The organism is Thermodiscus maritimus (assembly GCF_055382595.1).
On record NZ_AP042434.1, the window covers coordinates 1,406,446 to 1,422,841 of the forward strand.

The 16,396-nt window shown below is 54.7% G+C and carries 20 protein-coding genes; 7 read left to right on the forward strand and 13 right to left on the reverse strand.

What is annotated here, in order from left to right:
- Positions 1-24: 24 nt before the first annotated feature.
- From ACZ47H_RS07850 to ACZ47H_RS07860, 3 genes are all read right to left on the reverse strand, one after another.
- Complete coding sequence (locus ACZ47H_RS07850) at positions 25-1,713, reverse strand: aldehyde ferredoxin oxidoreductase family protein (RefSeq protein ID WP_464933130.1); 1,689 nt, start codon at positions 1,711-1,713, stop codon at positions 25-27.
- Positions 1,714-1,717: 4 nt separating this feature from the next.
- The gene (locus ACZ47H_RS07855; protein WP_464933131.1) at positions 1,718-1,891 is read right to left on the reverse strand and encodes an aldehyde ferredoxin oxidoreductase N-terminal domain-containing protein; all 174 of its coding nucleotides are present in this window, start codon (positions 1,889-1,891) and stop codon (positions 1,718-1,720) included.
- 175 nt (positions 1,892-2,066) lie between these two features.
- Positions 2,067-2,648 (reverse strand): hypothetical protein, encoded by a 582-nt coding sequence (locus ACZ47H_RS07860; RefSeq protein WP_464933132.1) that lies wholly within the window; start codon positions 2,646-2,648, stop codon positions 2,067-2,069.
- Between the two features lie 125 nt (positions 2,649-2,773).
- Between ACZ47H_RS07860 and glmS the strand changes: the two genes are divergently transcribed.
- From glmS to ACZ47H_RS07880, 4 genes are all read left to right on the forward strand, one after another.
- A complete protein-coding gene (gene glmS, locus ACZ47H_RS07865; protein ID WP_464933133.1) occupies positions 2,774-4,612 on the forward strand; it encodes a glutamine--fructose-6-phosphate transaminase (isomerizing) in 1,839 nt (612 codons plus the stop codon).
- Between the two features lie 12 nt (positions 4,613-4,624).
- Positions 4,625-5,767 carry a sugar phosphate nucleotidyltransferase gene (locus ACZ47H_RS07870; protein ID WP_464933134.1) on the forward strand — a complete coding sequence of 381 codons (1,143 nt, stop codon included), beginning with the start codon at positions 4,625-4,627 and terminating at the stop codon, positions 5,765-5,767.
- A 143-nt stretch (positions 5,768-5,910) separates the two neighbouring features.
- Positions 5,911-6,513 (forward strand): ASCH domain-containing protein, encoded by a 603-nt coding sequence (locus tag ACZ47H_RS07875; RefSeq protein WP_464933135.1) that lies wholly within the window; start codon positions 5,911-5,913, stop codon positions 6,511-6,513.
- 90 nt (positions 6,514-6,603) lie between these two features.
- Entirely contained in the window at positions 6,604-6,876 is a 273-nt protein-coding gene (locus ACZ47H_RS07880) for a hypothetical protein (protein ID WP_464933136.1), read from the forward strand.
- 188 nt (positions 6,877-7,064) lie between these two features.
- On the opposite strand, the gene ACZ47H_RS07885 is transcribed toward ACZ47H_RS07880, so the two are convergent.
- Positions 7,065-8,441 (reverse strand): threonyl-tRNA synthetase editing domain-containing protein, encoded by a 1,377-nt coding sequence (locus tag ACZ47H_RS07885; protein ID WP_464933137.1) that lies wholly within the window; start codon positions 8,439-8,441, stop codon positions 7,065-7,067.
- A 154-nt stretch (positions 8,442-8,595) separates the two neighbouring features.
- On the opposite strand from ACZ47H_RS07885, the gene radA reads away from it, so the two are divergent.
- Complete coding sequence (gene radA, locus ACZ47H_RS07890; RefSeq protein ID WP_464933138.1) at positions 8,596-9,555, forward strand: DNA repair and recombination protein RadA; 960 nt, start codon at positions 8,596-8,598, stop codon at positions 9,553-9,555.
- 4 nt (positions 9,556-9,559) lie between these two features.
- Here the strand turns inward: radA and ACZ47H_RS07895 are convergent, their stop codons facing one another.
- The 3 genes from ACZ47H_RS07895 to ACZ47H_RS07905 form a co-directional block, all read right to left on the reverse strand.
- Entirely contained in the window at positions 9,560-9,982 is a 423-nt protein-coding gene (locus ACZ47H_RS07895) for a hypothetical protein (RefSeq protein WP_464933139.1), read from the reverse strand.
- A gap of 6 nt (positions 9,983-9,988) precedes the next feature.
- Positions 9,989-10,564, reverse strand: coding sequence for a hypothetical protein (locus ACZ47H_RS07900; protein ID WP_464933140.1), 576 nt, complete (start codon positions 10,562-10,564; stop codon positions 9,989-9,991).
- 62 nt (positions 10,565-10,626) lie between these two features.
- Complete coding sequence (locus tag ACZ47H_RS07905) at positions 10,627-10,938, reverse strand: thiamine-binding protein (protein ID WP_464933141.1); 312 nt, start codon at positions 10,936-10,938, stop codon at positions 10,627-10,629.
- A 173-nt stretch (positions 10,939-11,111) separates the two neighbouring features.
- Between ACZ47H_RS07905 and ACZ47H_RS07910 the strand changes: the two genes are divergently transcribed.
- On the forward strand, positions 11,112-11,855 hold the full coding sequence (locus tag ACZ47H_RS07910; protein ID WP_464933142.1) for a queuosine precursor transporter: 744 nt from the start codon (positions 11,112-11,114) through the stop codon (positions 11,853-11,855).
- Here ACZ47H_RS07910 and ACZ47H_RS07915 read toward each other — a convergent pair.
- The 4 genes from ACZ47H_RS07915 to ACZ47H_RS07930 all read right to left on the reverse strand — a co-directional run bounded on the left by ACZ47H_RS07915 (position 11,842) and on the right by ACZ47H_RS07930 (position 14,375).
- On the reverse strand, positions 11,842-12,078 hold the full coding sequence (locus tag ACZ47H_RS07915; RefSeq protein WP_464933143.1) for a hypothetical protein: 237 nt from the start codon (positions 12,076-12,078) through the stop codon (positions 11,842-11,844). The genes ACZ47H_RS07910 and ACZ47H_RS07915 overlap by 14 nt on opposite strands.
- Before the next feature lie 162 nt (positions 12,079-12,240).
- The gene (locus ACZ47H_RS07920; protein ID WP_464933144.1) at positions 12,241-12,726 is read right to left on the reverse strand and encodes a hypothetical protein; all 486 of its coding nucleotides are present in this window, start codon (positions 12,724-12,726) and stop codon (positions 12,241-12,243) included.
- Complete coding sequence (locus ACZ47H_RS07925; RefSeq protein WP_464933145.1) at positions 12,723-13,778, reverse strand: M42 family metallopeptidase; 1,056 nt, start codon at positions 13,776-13,778, stop codon at positions 12,723-12,725. The genes ACZ47H_RS07920 and ACZ47H_RS07925 overlap by 4 nt, the downstream gene beginning before the upstream one ends.
- 57 nt (positions 13,779-13,835) lie before the next feature.
- A complete protein-coding gene (locus ACZ47H_RS07930) occupies positions 13,836-14,375 on the reverse strand; it encodes a hypothetical protein (protein WP_464933146.1) in 540 nt (179 codons plus the stop codon).
- 187 nt (positions 14,376-14,562) lie between these two features.
- On the opposite strand from ACZ47H_RS07930, the gene ACZ47H_RS07935 reads away from it, so the two are divergent.
- A complete protein-coding gene (locus tag ACZ47H_RS07935; RefSeq protein WP_464933147.1) occupies positions 14,563-14,781 on the forward strand; it encodes a hypothetical protein in 219 nt (72 codons plus the stop codon).
- On the opposite strand, the gene ACZ47H_RS07940 is transcribed toward ACZ47H_RS07935, so the two are convergent.
- Both ACZ47H_RS07940 and ACZ47H_RS07945 read right to left on the reverse strand, forming a co-directional pair.
- Entirely contained in the window at positions 14,774-16,138 is a 1,365-nt protein-coding gene (locus ACZ47H_RS07940; protein ID WP_464933148.1) for a hypothetical protein, read from the reverse strand. The two genes, ACZ47H_RS07935 and ACZ47H_RS07940, sit on opposite strands and share 8 nt — an antisense overlap.
- Positions 16,102-16,377 carry a DUF504 domain-containing protein gene (locus ACZ47H_RS07945; protein ID WP_464933149.1) on the reverse strand — a complete coding sequence of 92 codons (276 nt, stop codon included), beginning with the start codon at positions 16,375-16,377 and terminating at the stop codon, positions 16,102-16,104. The genes ACZ47H_RS07940 and ACZ47H_RS07945 overlap by 37 nt, the downstream gene beginning before the upstream one ends.
- Between the last annotated feature and the right edge of the window lie 19 nt (positions 16,378-16,396).

The following is a 16,396-nucleotide window of genomic DNA, read 5'->3' on the forward strand; positions in this document are numbered from 1 at the left end:
ATAGTAAAAATGGTGGGTGAAGGGTTACATCAATCCCTCTCTACGGGAGGCGATCTCTAGGGTCTTCAGCGCGTCGCCCCGCGCCCACTCGAGACCAAGCTTCTCCACGGTCTCGGGCAGGGGCACTCCTAGCTCTGGATGCCATCCCCTCAACGAGTAGTATTTCCTTATCGCCTCAACCTTGTCCCTCTCATCTATGAAGGCCTTCTCGCCCTTAAGGGGTCCCTCGCTTATCGGCTCCATCCACCTCTTTGGTATATCATCGTCGATCGGAGGGTGCAGGTGGTCTAGAACACCGTATATCCTGGCTAGGGCCTCCGCTCTCCTAGGCACTAGTAGTAGCTCGTCGAGGCTAGTCTTCTCTCCAGTGACTAGCTCGTAGAACTCGGGGATGACCTTCTCCTTGTAGGGGACGAATCTGCAGAGGCCGAGGGTGTCCAGCAGCGCGTCTACGTCCCTGTTGTAGGCCATGCTCTCCACAACCTCCTTCGCTGGACCCTTAGATGGAGGGTCCCTGGTGGAGGGCCACCCTCTAAGGTGGCTGGCGCCCACATCGGCGGTTGCATAGCTGACTGCTAGACCCCTCCTACCCCGGGGATCCCATGCGGGGGCCTCTAGGCCCTTCACGTGAACCGCTCTATCCCCGCCTACTCCTAGGATCCGGGATGCCCTCATTACTCCTTCAGCGAGTACTGCTCCAACACCCCTCCTATACGCTATCATGTTGAGGAGCTTCTCTACGGCGTCAGTGTCTCCGAAGCCCTTAGCCTCTACACCATGCTCTCTGGGATCGATTAATCCATCCTCGACCAGCTCGAGGAACCAGGCAATGGTGTTACCCGCGCTTATAGAGTCCAGCCCTAGATCGTTAGCGAGCCTGTTGAAGTAGAGGACAGCGTCAAGGTCGAATACGCCCGTCGCCGCCCCCAGCATGGCTAGGCTCTCGTACTCGGGCTTAACCGTAAACTCCCTCCCCTTGTACTTGGCTCTAGCGTACCTTGCGCACTTGATAGGGCAGCTCGCCCCGTGAATATACCATGGAGGATCAACCTCCCTCTTCTTAATCTCATCACCAGAGAGCTTCTGCGCGAGCTCTAAGGGTATCCATGGCCTCCTAAAGTTATAGCTGGGGCTCATCCCCATCTGGCTCGAGTATAGGAGAGCGTTGGTCGTACCATACCTTCTCGTATCCTCATAGCGGGGGCTGGTCGAGAAGTGCTCGTACCACCTCCTCCCAAGCTCTTTGAGCTCCTCCGGCCTAGCAGCCTTAGGGGCTTTGTCCCCGTATACGCTTACAGCCTTGAGCTTCTTAGAACCCATTACTGCCCCTAGTCCTCCCCTACCCGCAGCCCTCTCTCCATCGAAGGTTATGTTAGCGATCCTAACCAGGTTTTCCCCGGCAGGGCCTATCGCTGCGACGCTCGCCTTCTCGCTTGTCTCCGCCCTTATCATCCTGGTTGCTGTCGAGGCGTCTTTACCCCACATCTTACTCGCGTCCCTGACCTCGACGTTATCGTTCTCGATCCAGATGTAGACGGGGTCCCTGCTAGCCCCCTCCACGATGAGGGCATTGTAGCCAGCCTTCCTCAGCAGCGGGCCGAAGAAGTCTCCGGATGAGCTGTCGTGTATGAGGTTTGTTAACGGGCTCTTTGAAACCACGCTTATCTTGCTGGCTCCAGGTACGAGCGCGTTGAAGAAGCCGGATGCGAACACGATCTTATTGTACTTTGATAGGGGGTTCTGTTCCGGGAGGCACCTCCCTGTAAACTAGTAGGGTCCCCAGGCTCTTCCCGCCAAGGAATAGGCGGGCATCCTCCTCTCTCAGCTCTTCTACTCTAGCCTTTCCACTGGTTAGGTTTACCCGCAGTATATGGAATTCATCGAATACCACTATAATCACCCCTCCCCTTAAGGGCTCCTGTAGACTATCTGGTTTATCCCCCTCACCTATAAGCTTCTCCTAGATAAGGGGGCCTGTGAGGATACGGCCGTGAACCAACGCGCAGCCCTCCTATGGCTGCGCGGTTGAGGAGCCGTGTTTAATCCGAGGCCCCCGGGTTTACAGGCTAGAGGGCGAGCTTGTAAAGGAGTGGCAGGAGCGCTCCTACCGCCGAGTGTGGCTTCGGCACTCCGATCCTCACCAGTCCATAGTATGTTAGCAGGGTCCCTGCTAGTAGGGGTATGAGGCTGTAAAGGGATGTTGAGGCCTCCACCAGGCTTCGTAGGGAGAGATCCCCTGAGGCTGCAAGGAGCACGACTCGTATAGTGTAGGGTAGGAGGCTAGACGCTTTGACAGCTATAACTGTGTGGAGGGGAGGCCTGTTCCTAGCATAGTATACGGGAATAATTATGAGCAGTGAGTCGAGCCCCGCCGCTACGAGCGGGAAGAGGAAGCTGTAGACTAGTGTCGTGATGGGTGATAGTATTAGGCCAGATAGATTGAAGCCCGCAATATCCCGGATCATGTATATTGCTAGGATCAAGAAGTAGGCTGTAAACGTTGACGCCATCCATGCTCCAATGTAGAAGAGCGCCGTGAAGTAGACTCCATACCTCCTAGTATATTCTCTGAGTTTTGAGAAGAACCTTCTTGGATTAACTATGGCTTCGATTGGAGCTTTTAACCCAGAGATTAAGGGCTCGACCATGCTATACGATACCTCCCTCCACGGACCTGGGCAATAATGTGGAGGAGATTTTATTATTAGAAGACATTTTATTGTAGCTGGTCAGCCCGGTTATAGCCGGGGTTCCGCTACGGCGGTGTAGGGGCTTGTGCGGTATTATAGGGGTAACTAGTGCAAAGCGGGATGATGTGGTTGACGTTCTAATCGAGGGGCTGAGGCGGCTCGAGTATAGGGGCTATGATAGCGTTGGTATTGCAGTTATCAGCGACGGTGGAATAGTGGTAAGGAAGGCTGCTGGAACCATAGATGAGTTTACGAGGAAGATGGATCTATCTGGGGTGAAGGGTAGGGCTGGGATAGGCCATACCAGGTGGGCAACGCACGGGCCCCCCACAGACTATAATGCGCATCCGCAACTAGACTGTAATGGAGAAATCGCAGTAGTCCATAATGGTGTGATTAGGAACTTTGCCTCTCTCCGAAGGGATCTGGCGGAGAAGCACAGCATCGCTAGCGAGACGGATACCGAGCTCATAGCCCACCTTATAGAGGAGGGGTTGGAGGAGGGGTTGAGCTTCCTCCAATCCCTTGCCCGGGCCCTCTCGAGGATCGAGGGTACCTATGCCCTAGCACTACTATATGCGAGGGAGCCGGACCGTGTATACTTCGCCAAGATGAGGAGCCCCCTCATACTTGGCCTGGGGGACAGGGAGAACGCTGTAGCGAGCGATATAACCGCGCTGCTACCCCTCACGAGGAGGATACTCCCCCTAGAAGACGGAGAACTCGGCTACATAACACCCTACGAGGCCAGGATCTACAGGCTCAGCGACAGCAGGCCCGTGGAGGTCCTGGGTGGAGAGGTTGCTGGCCGGGTAAAGACTGTTGAGTGGACCCCGGAGTCCGCGTCCAAGTCGGGTTATCCCCACTTTATGATCAAGGAGATACACGAGCAGCCCCAGGCCCTCTACGATACCTACAATGGGAGCGTAGAGGACCCAGCCCTTGATGAGGCGGCTAGACTCCTTGCAGGGGCGGGGAAGATAATTATCGTGGCTGCCGGCACCAGCTATCATGCGGGCCTCGTCTTCCACTACTTCCTCAGCAGGCTCGCCGGCCTAGCCTCCTATCCACTCATATCATCGGAGTTCAAGGTTCTCGAGCCTACAGTAGACGGGGACACCCTAGTGGTGGCGATCAGCCAGAGCGGTGAGACATTCGATACCCTCGAGGCGGTAGCCCATTATAAGGCTAAGGGTGCGAGGATCCTTGGTATAACCAACGTGATAGGGAGCGCCCTCTCTAGAGAAGCGGATATGAGCCTCTATACCAGGGCCGGCCCCGAGATAGGGGTGGCTGCTACGAAGACCTATCTAACACAGCTGCTCCTACTAGAACTCCTAGCCATTAAGACCGGAGCCGCTACTGGTAGGCTTGACGAGAAGGATGCTGAAGAGCTATCTGGCCTACTGGGGGAGGCAGCGATAGTGGCGAAGGACGCGATAGAGGTGGGGGACTCGGAGGCGAGGGAGCTTTCGAGGAGGCTGCCTCAGAGGAGCATGTATATTCTGGGGAGGGGTCTCGGCGCCTTCCTTGCGAAGGAGGCGGCGTTGAAGGTGAAGGAGATAGCATATGTGCATGCCGAGGCTTACCCGGCGGGGGAGAGCAAGCATGGACCCATAGCATTGGTGGAGGAGGGATTCCCCGTCTTCGTTATAGGCACCAGCGACTCCCCAGAGGTCTCCGGGAACGCTATAGAGATGAGGGCTAGGGGGGCGTGGGTGAGGGTGGTTAAGCCTGCCAGCCTCTCCCTAGACATACCTGGCGACGTGGATGTGCAGGACTCGCCTCCCACAAGACACATACTACTAGAGCCTTTCAGCATCATCCCATTTTTCCAGCTGCTAGCATACCATATGGCGGTGGCGAGGGGATATGATCCAGACAAACCCCGCAACCTCGCTAAAACAGTTACCGTCGAGTAGATGGGGTGAATAATGGTGTGGGTCTCCATACTGGCAGGGGGATGGGGTAAGAGGCTCGGCCCCCTGACGAGGGATAAGCCTAAGCCCCTCCTCAAGATCGCGGGGAGGAGGATAATAGACTACACTATTGACCAGGTCTCCGTCATCAAGCCCGGCCACGGCTCAATAGTAGTCCACCCCAAAATGACCCCCCTCTACGGGGTCCCTCCAACCTTCGATATCGTCGAGCAGAAGGGTCCCGGGCTGAGGAACGCTCTCGAAGCCGCCCTCTCCAACGCGGAGGGCAGAGAGGTTCTATTATCCTTCACAGGCTACCTGACCAGGCCCAGGGATATCGCTGCTAAACTCCTCGACTACTATACTGCAAGCCAGTACCCAGTCGTTTTAGCGATCGCCCCCGTGAGCAGCGGCCTGGAGACCTTCGGGTTCGTGAAGCTGGATATTGGGGGCAGGGTTGAAGGATTAACTGAGACGCTGGAGCCGTGGAGGGCTGGAAGGGGCTACGTGTTCGCCGGCATACTTATTGGTAAAAGGGAAATCCTCCAAACTCTGGCTGGCTATGACTTTATTGAGGGTATGAATAAGCTTGCCAGAGAGGGCAGGGTTGGAGCATACATATGGGAGGGAGACTGGCTGGAGCTCGCCTATCCCTGGGACCTCCTCGAGGCATACAGGCTCATACTAGACCCTGACTCCTCGACGATAACTGGGAAAGCCAGCGTATCCCCCAGTGCCTCGATAGGGCGGGGGGTCGTTATAGAGAGTGGGGCGGTAGTCGAGGATAACGTCGTTATAATGGGGCCAGCATACATTGGGAGGAGAGCTAGGGTCGGCGCCAACTCAATCATAGGGCCCGGCACGATCATAGAGGAAGCAGCAGTAGTCGAGCCTATGAGCCTCCTAAGAAACACAATCGTGATGGAGAGGGCAGTAGTAGAGGCCGGCAGCGTTCTCGAGAGGACTATTGTAGGGGAGGGGGCAGTTGTAGCTAGCCACACGGTTGCTAGGGATGGAGGGATCACCGGGGTACCGGAGTGGATGAAGGGGCTTGCGGATTCAGTACCTCCGGGCCTCAGGATGGGGGCTGTATTCTCTCCAGGCTCGCGGAGCCTCGCCACTTGTAGGAGGCTGGAGCCAGGATCCCTTGTAGAGTAAATACTGGAGCCCCGCGGATAACGGGGCCTCGCCGCTTTGGCCCCTCATCACTATTTTACTCAGCCCGGTCCACCCATGCAAGTATCGAGGTGGGTGGATTACTGCTCACAGGCCTCGATCCGCGGGGCCCAAGGGTGTAGGTGTTGGGAGGAGAGGGTAAAAAGGCGAGGAGAACATTCCTGGGAAGACACCTAATGTTGAAGCGTGAGTATGCTGAGAAGCTGCTCTCCGGTGAGAAGAAGGCTACCATACGCTACGGTGTAGTGAGGGTGAAGTATCCGGAGGTCATTATACATGCCGGCGGACGGCCTGTGGCTAAAGCTAGGATTACATTCACAAGGGTGAAGCGCGTGGAGGAACTAACCGATGAGGATGCGAGGCTAGACGGCTTCCCGGATAAGAGGACGCTCCTACGCGAGCTTAGGAGGGTATATGGAGACCTGCGCCGCGACGACTACGTCACTATAATAGGGTTGGAGGTCGTCCAGCGCTTCGGTGAGGAAGCAAGCGAGGACCCATACGGTGGCCTCGATCCCGTGGACCTTGCCAGGATCGCCCTCAGGTATCTCGGCAACGAGCTATCCCTCGAGGAGAGGGAGGTTCTCCTAGAGGTTACAAGGAGGGGTAGTATCAGGCTTGCAGCTCTCAGCCTCTACGGGTCAATACATAAGAGGTGGAGGGTTAGGAGGGTTCTGAGGAAAGCCTATGATCTCCTCGTAGGGAAGGGGGTCCTCCCGGGGAGGTAATTCTTGTTTTAAAGACTCCGGAGCCTATCATATGATAAACTGGATGCGCTCCAATGTATTGGCGCGGCCATACTTGTGGAGGGGACTATGTTGGAGTACGAGTTCGTCGAGGTAGGGCCATGCCCCGCCTGCGGCGCGCCGGGGGACTATAAGTATAAGTTGAAGTGGCCGGGTGAGTTGGAGAGAGACGTTCTCGTAACAGTCTCGTTCCAGTGCCCTGTCTGCGGCTACACGATCAATAGCGAGAAGATCCTCATACCCCTCAAAGCACTCTACCTTATGAGGAACATGCTCCTCCCAAGGCTTAGACCCGTAGTCGAGAAGATGTACCTAGCCTCGAAGCTCTCCCTCGAGAAGCCCTAGACGCTACACGTATAAGGCGTGGCGTGCCCGGGGTACTCCAAAGGGTGCCTGGATGAATGACTAGATGGAGGCTTAAATGTGCAGAATGCGGTAGGGAGTGGATCCTCCCGGTAAGCTTCCGCCTAGACCGGATGGGTAGGATATACCACTACTGCAAGTATTGTAAGAAGAACACGTTCCATATAGTCTTAGGAAAGGTGCCAGACGAAGCCGACGACCCCATAGACGGAGAGGAGCCCCTTAACCTCCGAGACGAGCTCGCCTAGAGGGACAACCTCCTGGCTACCAGGCCTCCACCTCCTCCTAACTGTAACTGTTCCAGTATCAGCCTCTCTCCTTCCAACTGTTAAAGTGTAAGGTACCCAGTGCTTGCCAGCCCTCCTGACACGGCCCCCGACACCCTTCATACTATTATCTACAATCACTCCAGCACCAACAGAGGCAAGCTCCCTGGCCAGAGTGTTAGCGTATTCTTCGACGCCTGCGACGGGAATGATGTAGGCTGTTACCGGGTGAAGCCATACCGGGAGGGTGGGTGTATGGTCTCCCTCTACGGCCATCCGCGACTCAACGTCTATAAGGGAGACAATGATGTTGCCGAGGGGTCCAAGCAGGCTCCAATCCTTCCCTCTTACCCCGAGGGGGAGGCAGGCTCCGCCATTATAGAGTATTAGCTCACCCTCAACTCCGAGGTCTAGGCAGGGCTCCTCGCCACACAATGGTATAGTTACTAGGCTGTCCTCTAGCCTCTTGTTAGTCTCTATGAGGAACTCCAGGGGGTCCCCAAGGTACTTGTAGACGCTTGATGGGAGAGGAGCACCCACCAGACTCCCCACCTTAGCCTGCATAGCCGCTCTATATACGCCTCCAGCACCGGCTAGGTCTAGTAACCCATTATTCTCAGCATATGGAGTGTTGACGACCTCCTCGGGGGGCCCGTAGAGCGCTCTGAGTCTTTTGATGAGCCTATCCACCATTTCCTGGGCTAGCCACTTGCTCCACCCGAATACTCCGAATAAGTCTAGCTTCTCCTGGGCGATCCTATTGAGGCCCGGCGATCCAATGCCGAGGCACTTTGGTAGGAGCCCTTCTTTCACTGCCTCCTTTAATGTGAGACTCCTCCCCCCACTCCTATACGCTACAACGTGGCTTCCCGGCTCAATGCTCCTAGACAGCTCTGAGAGGGGGTGTCCCTTAGCATGTAGCCGGAATTCCTTATACCATCCGAAGGGCGCCCTGTGGAGGCGGCCCTCCCAGTTCCTGCGGAGCTCCTCCTCGAGTCTCACAAGGAGGTGGTGGGCTCTCTTAGGCCTCTCTAGCCTATTGCTGAGGTGGGCGTAGGGGTAGATTATGATTGAGTCGGTCTTAACCATCTCCGCCGCATAGCGCAGGATCTCCATGGCGGCCGCCTTCACGGTTGACTCGTCGTCCCCCTTCTCAACGCTCACGTATGCTACAACGGCGTTGGCATCCCTATATTCTCGGGGAGGGTCGGGAGGGTCCCTTACCGCGGGCTTGTGGGTCTTATACCAGATCTCCTCGGCGTGTATCAAGAGGATCCTCAATCCTTAACCCTCGATGGAGACTAGTCTGGGACCCCTGGGTATATTAATAAGGGGCAATAATACATCCGGTAACCCCGGGCACCAGGATCCATAGTATACCGTAACTATATTACCCTTAGGCTCGCCGCGATAGTAAAGTGGGGATTGAATAGTAATGGGTAAGAAGGATAAGGAGATACGCGACATAACAGACCTCCCAGGAATAGGCCCAAACTCGGCCCAGAAGCTCATTGAGAACGGGTACACAAGCATAGAGGCGATAGCAGTAGCAACACCACACGAGCTCAGCCAGGTAACCGGTATACCCCTCCCAACAGCACAGAAGATCATACAGGCTGCTAGGGAAGCCCTCGAGATAAGATTCAAGACGGCGAAAGAGCTGAAAATGGAGAGGATGAATGTTAGAAAGATCACGACGGGAAGCAAAGCGCTAGACGAGCTCCTGGGAGGAGGCATAGAGACCCGCACCATAACAGAGTTCTTCGGCGAGTTCGGCTCAGGTAAGACCCAGGTATGCCACCAGCTCTCGGTAAACGTGCAGCTCCCAGAGGACCAGGGGGGTTTAGAGGCTAAGGCAGTCTATATTGATACTGAGGGTACATTCCGCTGGGAGAGGATCGAGCAGATGGCTAAGGGTGTAGGCCTCGACCCGGATACAGTGATGGAGAATATTTACTGGATAAGGGCGATAAACAGCCACCACCAGATGGCTATCGTCGACCAGCTCTTCGACATGCTGAAGAGGGAGAACATCAAGCTAGTGGTAGTCGACTCCGTCACGAGCCACTTCCGCGCCGAGTTCCCAGGTAGGGAGAACCTCGCCATGAGGCAGCAGCTGCTGAACAGGCACCTCCACCAGCTGGGGAGGCTCGCCGAAATCTATAATGTAGCAGTGGTTATAACGAACCAGGTAATGGCTAGGCCAAACGTCTTCTACGGAGACCCAACCACTGCCGTGGGAGGACACGTAATGTACCATGCCCCAGGAGTGAGGATACAGCTGAAGAAGAGCAGGGGCAACAAGAGGATAGCGAGGGTGGTAGACGCCCCCCACCTGCCGGAGGGTGAGGCGGTCTTCGCCGTAACAGAGTGGGGCATTAGGGACGCCGAGTAGCCTTCTAACCCGAGCACTCCCTCAAACACTCCGCCAAGCTAATCCTACACTCCCTGCCACCACACTCTACACTCGCAGGCTTAACGTTAACGTCGCACTCCAAATCCTCCAACACGATCCTGCTCCCACGCCACTCTCCAACGCCCACAACCCTGCCGCAGCACTCGACAACAAGCCTTGGAACAGGATGGCTCAGGCCGCTCAGGATGTCCTTCTCCCTAATCCTCTCGACCCGGACAATAGGCTCCTCCCGGAACCCGCACGCCCTACAAGAAAGACCCCTACAGAGTATTATCCAGTAGTAGCCGTGGCCGCGGGTGAAGGATAGCCTCCTAGCCAACCTGCCCGGATTCCTAGACGCTAGCGGCAGCGTGATCCTAGCTGGAGCCCCTCCCAGCTCCTCCACGAGCTCCGAGAGCATGTCCAATACCATCTACCCTCCAAGCAGTGCTAGGATGGGGGCGTCTCCAGCTATCACGGCCGTTAACAGGCCCAGGAAGAGGAGGGTTACCTGGGGCAGTAGGGGGGCAGCGTCGAGCTCCCTGTCCCAGGCGTTCATCAAAGCCACAACCTCGTGGGGGTCCCCTTCAATCCTCCACCCCAATGGATGCCACCACTTATACTTCCCGACGAGCTCGTACCCCGTAACCCGTGCCCTAAGCCGGGGAAGGCACGTGGACCCGCACCTCCGCAACAGCTCTCCCAGATAGTATAGGGGGAGGTAGAGGCCTGAATAGAGGATCATTAAGAGGCTCGTGGGGAGGACGCTACCATGTATAACTGGGAGGGCAGCGCTAGTGAAGGCTACAGCTGCTAGATCCCCTCCTCCCATGAACCCCAAATAGTACATGAGAGCAACGACTCCAACAATGACCCCGTTGAAGAGGTAGGGGAACCATACGGGTAATTGAGTGTAGTGTACTGTGCTGGCCAAGCCGAGAGCTATAGCGAGAGGGGCCGGGATGATCCAGAGCTCCGGGTCAACCTCCCTATAGAAATAGTCCAGCACCCCGGCTACTCCGAGGATTACTAGTGTAATCGCTTCCGCAGCCTGGTATGGGTCTAACCCCGCTATTTCTCCTCCCTCAGCTTGGACTCAACACTCTTCACGAGCTCCATGGGGTCCCTGCTGGGTTTATCCCTCCTATCATCTATCATGACTAGGGTTACGATTCTCTCAACCCCCATTCCTGCAAGCTCCTCGTGGATCCTCTTAACAATCTCTCCTATCCTAGATAGGTCGTCGACTGCTACGACCGTCGTGTCCGGGGTTACTATGGGGTCGAAGCCTTCCTCCACGAGAACCTCCACCGCCCTCGCAATATACTTAGATACGCTCTTCTCCCCTACAATCGGGACAACCTTGAAAGACACTACCGCCATGCTTCTCCCCTATTCTAGTCCTCGCATACACTTTGGATAATATGGTTGAATGGTGTGGAAACCACTAGAAAGTTGTTTAACTAAACAGTGTTATGGAGAGCTATTTTACCGCCAATGTGATCCTAAAGGATAATAAGGATTTACAAATGAATCGGTATAGAAGGTGATGGAAGATGCAGGCTGAGATGAGACTGGACAAGGCAACCATAGCCTACGCTGCACTCGTAGCCCTATTCACGGGGAGCCTAGTATCATCTAACTACCTGGCCTCCAAGCTCTTCTCCGCAGAGATCTTCGGGGTCACAGTATCGGCGCCAGCCGCCGTTCTAGCCTACGCTATGACATTCCTCTTCACGGACATAATCAGCGAGATATACGGTAAGAAGGCATCCGGGGTCGCCGTCCTGATAGGATTCGCCACACAACTGCTAATACTAGGCTACAACGCGTTCGCCCTCAAGCTCCCACACGCCCCATTCAGCCCGGCCTCGCCCGAAGCCTATAGGTCCGTGGTGGGTGGTAGTGCGCAGATCATACTAGCCAGCCTCACCGCCTACATAATAAGCCAGACCCACGACGTCTGGGCGTTCCACTTCTGGAAGGAGAAGACCCATGGAAAGTGGCTGTGGCTGAGAAACAATGCCTCCACTATGGTCAGCCAGTTCATTGACACAGTGATCTTCATAAGCCTAGCATTCAACATCATACCCAGCCTGCTCGGGGGCCAAGCCCTGCCATGGAATGTGATAGGAAGCATCATACTAGGCCAGTACATTGTGAAGTGGCTGATAGCCCTCGGAGACACCCCGCTAGTATATCTGGGAAGCTACCTAGTATCAAACTATATAGGATTGAAAACAATACAGTCTACAGGAATATATGGGGGAGAGGAGAAAACAACCCCTACAACTCTATAACCAGCGCATCCATCCTCGCAGCGGCCCTCACGAGCTTTATGGCTAGACTCCTACTCCTTGTCTTTATGAGGGCGACATCGTTAGCGTAGACAACCCTTATCCCTCCACCATTGACAGTCTTCAATATATCATCAACCCGGTCGACGTCGACCGGGATTACATAGTATCCGTGAGGGTCCCTCCTAGAAAGGATGTCCCGGAGGAGGTCCTGTACAGAGGCCATACCATTACACCTCTTTTAAGGGGGTATATACGGGGCTGACGGGGAGTCAGCCTTATTATAAATATAGGGCCTGGAGGATTTAAGGCTTAATTAGCATGAACTCTGAAAAATCAACACACAAATCTCAATAATAATAGCCAATAAGGGGGGACGCATACATAGCTAGCCGCTCTCTACAGCCTTCTTCGAATAGTTTCCAGCAACCGCGCCGGCAAGGATTAACGCTGCCGACTCGAGCACCAAGCCCCCAACCAGTGTCGGCCATCCAAGCTTAACGGTTACAAGCCCAACGCCCAGCACCCCCAGTATTGTTGAGAGTGCGGAGTCCTTTCCCGGCCACAGATAGTAGACTGACAATAGCATTGATAGAATTAGAAGCCCGTCAACTACAGCGTCCGCCAGAGGGGGGAGATCCACAATAGTCATCGAGGCTATCTTTACGAGGCTTAGGGACCCTACGATTAAGCCACTCCTCCTAGCCCCATTGGAGCCCATAGTGTAGAATGCATAGGCTATAATGAGTGGAGTGATTGCTAGTATGAGGTTATAGGCTATGATTGCCCCCAGCTCCTGGAGGGAGACCCCTATCAATGCCTCGAAAGGTGCAATTGCTGCAATAAAGTAGAGGTAGTCTAGCCTCAGCTTCAACTCTCTACTCCCGCCTCCACTATAGCGGCGAGGGCCCGCACCCAGTTCTCATAATCTCCGAGATGCATCTTCTCAGTGAGGCTGTGAGTGTACTGTGTCGGGGCAGAGACGGCTATCGAGGGCACTCCTGTTACGTGGAAGGCACCCGCATCAGTTCCTCCCCCAGCGCTCGCCACCTGGAGTGGTATCCCCTTCGACGTGACCGTCTTGTAGAGGTTCTTTACCAGGCTGGGGGGAGCTATGTAGGAGTTGTCGAGCGCCCTTAGGAGGGGTCCATTGCCTAGTTTTAGCCCTCCTGTTATAGAGGGGTGACAGCAGGTGGTCGTGTCTATTGCTATGAAGAGGTCGGGCTGGAGTCTCCTCGCTAGAGCCCTAGCACCCATCAAGCCGATCTCCTCCTGAACGGTCCATGCTATGACCACGTCTGGCCTGGGCTCAACTACTCCAGACCCGATGAGCCTAGCCAGCTCCACCAGCGCGGCGCAGCCTGCCCTATCGTCTAGGCCCCTAGTAGAGATGTACCTGCCGTTGCCTAGGTAGGAGATGTGCTTCTTGAAGGTTACCTGGTCCAGTACTCCTACACCCATCTCGATAGCCTCATCTTTGGAGTCAGCACCTATGTCTATCCTTAGCTCGTACCAGGGCTTGACCCTATTCCTATCCTCCCCCCTAACCATTCTGAGGTGGGGTGGCTCCGCCCCTATTACCCCCGGCACGGGGCCCTGTGAGCCGTGGACGAGTACATGCCTGGCTGGGAGGATGGAGTCGTCTATCCCTCCAAGCTTCCTAAAGGCTAGGAGGCCGTTATCCTCTATCCCCGTTACTACCAGTGCTATCTCATCCATGTGGGCTGCGAGGAGGATGGTCCCCTCACCTCTACCTGGAAGGCGTAGGAGGAGGTTCCCCATCGCGTCCTTTTCGACCCGTCCGTATTTAGAGGCTATCTCGTAAATGTAGTTCCGCACTCTATCCTCGTATCCTGGAGCCCCAGGGATTAGAATCAAGTCTTCTATCAGCGATTTGTCCGCGTGGAACGATTCAAGATACCCCAAGCCCGCCTACACCGGGTGATCCAGTGCTTGAGCAGGGTGGTAAAAATTGATGGGTTCTTACGATGAGAGGGGTATTACCGCTTCAGCAACCTGCTTACCGTCGAGATACACCTTCAGCATAACCTTGCCTGTGGGCGGGGGCTCTATGCTTGTTGAGAGGCTTATAGGCTTCAAAACCTGTATGCACGCCTTGCCTTTTGGAGGGGAGTTTATAGTTAGGAGGAGAGTGTTATCCGGTGAGTTGTACCTAAGATCCGCCTTGTAGCAGGGGTTGGGTAGTACCATGTCTATCGTGACTGTGCTGTTATTCGCCCTCACAGTGACGTGATACTTCGATATCTTAATGACTGATCCCCTCGACTCCACGCTTATGTTAAGGTAGCCACTAAGTTTTACGCTCTCCTCCGCAGAGGTCTCCCCGGCCTGGCTGGTTGTTGCTGGACTCGTAGTTGAGTTTGCTGGACTGGTACTGCTTCCAGAGGGTGCGGTGGACTGTGATGGTGGCCCGTTATACTTTGTAACAGAGTATACTGCTGTAGCCGCTAACAGGATTATAACTGTGAGAACTATTACTGCCGTGGATGCTGTAGCCCGCATCTTAGCACCTCCACTCTAATAATTATGCTGTGAAGCCTTATAACAAGCTTAGAGGAGGAAGCGGGGGAACCCTCTAGTTTCCCAGCAGGTCCCACTGTAGGCTGGCCCACTAATAATTCTTCGTAAAAGAATACATCTACTATATAGCCGCTGGCGCTGTCTCAGCATGATAGTGGTGAGAAGGGATATGAGGAAAACGATGCAGAGGATGGCAAAGTGGGTGCGCGGAGACCGATCTCCAGAGGTGATGGCTCCGTCGCCTATACTTGAAGAGCTGGCCGCAATGGGAGTGGTTGAGGTAGTCGGGAGCGCCGTCAAGCCAGCTAACATCGATCTAGCAGAGATGGTTAGGGCGAAGACCTACGCTAGGCACGGCCACTTAGCATACATAAACACGTTCAGGTAAGCTCGACTCCTGCCTCCCGGAAAACCTCCCTGGCCTTCCTAAACTGGTAGGGTAGGAGTACAAGTCCGAGCCATATCTTACCCTTCCTTAGTTCTCTAACAACCCGTTTTTTCCTCCTTGGATCAACCCGTTCTAAGTAGCCCTTAACCCCCTCTACTATTAAGTCCCTGTCTTTTCCAAGGGCTACGGGATAGTATACGTATACTATTAGATCCCACGCGCCACCTGCAGGGGTGAACCTTCTAGCCTGCTCAGCATCTATCAGTCCTAGCCCATCCCGTGAGGCGACAAAGTTACCGGGGTTCGGATCCCCAAGCACGTAGCCAGCATTATGTATATCGGCGAGTGCTCTGCCAGAGTCCCTCCACTCTCCTGGATCCCCGCTATCAATGACAGGGGTTCCTTCAATGAATGATCGAGCCATAACAGCCTTTACCGGGTCACCGCAAACAGCTAGAATCCTTGGTGTCTGAATTATACTCCTGAGCTCGATCAGATGCTTGTACTCGTTATAGAGCCTGCTCTTCGGGGTAATAAGGTATTTCACGGCAGACCTGCTTAGTATGGAAGCAGGAAGCCACTTCGCGATCATCCTCAAATACTCCTTTACAGCGATCTTCCCCGAGGGACCCTCGCATACTAGGGTTGAGGAGGTGAATCCAACCTTCTTACACCGGGCGTCCCCGCCAACGTAGTTCTCCGCTATATCTTCAACGCCAGGACAGTCATAGAGGAATTGACCCTCTGGGAGGTAGACTAGCCAAGATGGGTCTGGGGGTTCCTCATCCCTCTCCCTACAAAGGGATAGGGGGTTGTAGCCGCTTGCCCTGATAAGCCTCATTATGCTTGAAGCCCAGTTTATGGTAGAGATCTGTAGCCTTCTTAGAGTAGTGTAGATGAACTCTCTGTACCTTCTCGGCATTACCCTGACAGTATCTCCCGCGACCTCGCCAGCTACTCTCGCGGCCTCCCTAAAGGCTTTCCTAAGCCTTTCCGGGTCGAGGTCGAGCATGCACCCGACATCCCCCCATACAAGTTGGGCCCTGGATACTGGGAAGTATGCTAGATCGATGCTAGCCATCTTAGCTAGGGGTCCAAGCCTAGATACTAGATCGATCGCTTGCTCTGCCGCTACCCTCCTCCTGTAGACGGCGATGAGCTCCTCTAGGTCATTAGAGCTGGCTTCCACTGGTGGAAGTAGGAGCCCAGCTATCCTCTCGCCTAGGAGGCTAATCTTCACATCAGCCTCTAGAAGGGGCCTGTTAACGTACAGCCTTCTCTCCCCAGGATCCCATTTGGGAAGTGTTATCTTCTCGTCGACTACGATCTCGTATCTTGCTCCCCGGATCTTCTCCATACGCTCCTACCCCTCTCATCACGTATCTCAACGACCCTATGGAGCGGAATGACGGTTTCATCGTCATCTAGGTAGATGGCCCACTCGGTCACCTTCCTGATCCTCTTGAAGGAGAGCTCTCGGAGCCTTGCACCATACTCTCTCGTTCTGTCGAGGTAGACTATCCTGTAGTCCTTCCCCCTCCCAGTGTAGATTATCTTGTTTATCTCCTGTCTAATTCTACTCCTTCTACGAGTCAACCGGGTCATCCATTATAAT